1 tRNA gene, 1 rRNA gene and 1 other annotated feature (1 of these 3 only partly in view) are annotated in these 1,258 nt (G+C 40.4%); both genes read right to left on the bottom strand.

The window, feature by feature from the left end:
* Window positions 1–207, bottom strand: a 23S ribosomal RNA gene (locus tag BN2920_RS07055); the annotation flags it as partial.
* Between the two features lie 362 nt (window positions 208–569).
* Window positions 570–645, bottom strand: a tRNA-Ala gene (locus tag BN2920_RS07050).
* Between the two features lie 202 nt (window positions 646–847).
* Window positions 848–1,258, bottom strand: a sequence feature (16S ribosomal RNA rRNA prediction is too short); it runs 331 nt beyond the window's last position.

Genomic DNA, 1,258 nt, shown 5'->3' with positions numbered 1-1,258 from the left:
TACTTAGATGTTTCAGTTCCCTAGGTGTTCCCTCATAAAGCTATGAATTCACTTTATGATACATGGGGTTTCCCATGTGAGTTTCCTCATTCGGAGATCTCCGGATCTCTGGCTATGTGCGCCTACTCGAAGCTTATCGCAGCTTATCACGTCCTTCATCGGCTCCTGATGCCAAGGCATTCACCATGTGCCCTTTGTAGCTTGACCTTTTGTTCGTTTATTAAGTCTTATTACTTCGTCAGCTACATAATTTACTCATTCGCGTACGTAAAGTACTACTCATTTCATAAATTATTTGCTTCCTCGTACTAAGCCTTACTAAACTTCACAAGTGTTTATAATTTGGTATATTTTGGTGAAACCTTAATATACCTAACAATATTTTTCACTTGTTTTATGATTAGTCTATTCACAAAGAATATATTATCTTGGCTTGTTGTATTTTATATACATTAATCTATGTGCAATTTTCAAAGAACATTTTATTCGCTTATTAAGTGTTATTACTAAACGAATAATACTTTGCATAGTAAAAAGCCTAAAAAAATTAATTAATAAGCTTATGCAAATGGTGGAGATAAAGAGATTCGAACTCTTGACCCCCTGCGTGCAAGGCAGGTGCTCTCCCAACTGAGCTATACCCCCATGTTATTTTTGAGGAATAATCCCTCAAAATTGAACAGATCTATAATATTAGTAACAATTCGAGTAAGTTGTGCATATTTTCCCAAAATCTATGATTTTGTTCGAAAATAGTACTTCTCAGCTTTGCTGATGAAGTTTCATTTAATAGCACATTTTCATGTACTTACTAATTAGACATCATGCTAATTAGATTTCTCCATAGAAAGGAGGTGATCCAGCCGCAGGTTCTCCTACGGCTACCTTGTTACGACTTCACCCCAATCGCTGACCCTACCTTAGGTCGCTGCCTCGCTTACGCGTTAGCTCACGAACTTTGGGTATTGCCAACTCTCATGGTGTGACGGGCGGTGTGTACAAGGCCCGGGAACGTATTCACCGCGACATTCTGATTCGCGATTACTAGCAACTCCAGCTTCATGTAGGCGAGTTTCAGCCTACAATCCGAACTGAGACCGGTTTTTGAGTTTTGCTCCACCTCACGGTATTGCATCTTACTGTACCGGCCATTGTAGCACGTGTGTAGCCCTAGACATAAGGGGCATGATGATTTGACGTCATCCCCACCTTCCTCCCGGTTAACCCGGGCAGTCTCGCTAGAGTGCTCAACTAAATG

It is taken from the genome of Clostridium neonatale (assembly GCF_001458595.1).
Lineage (GTDB): Bacteria > Bacillota > Clostridia > Clostridiales > Clostridiaceae > Clostridium > Clostridium neonatale.
The sequence above is the reverse complement of the archived record's forward strand: the minus strand, read 5'-3'. Positions and strand labels throughout refer to the sequence as shown.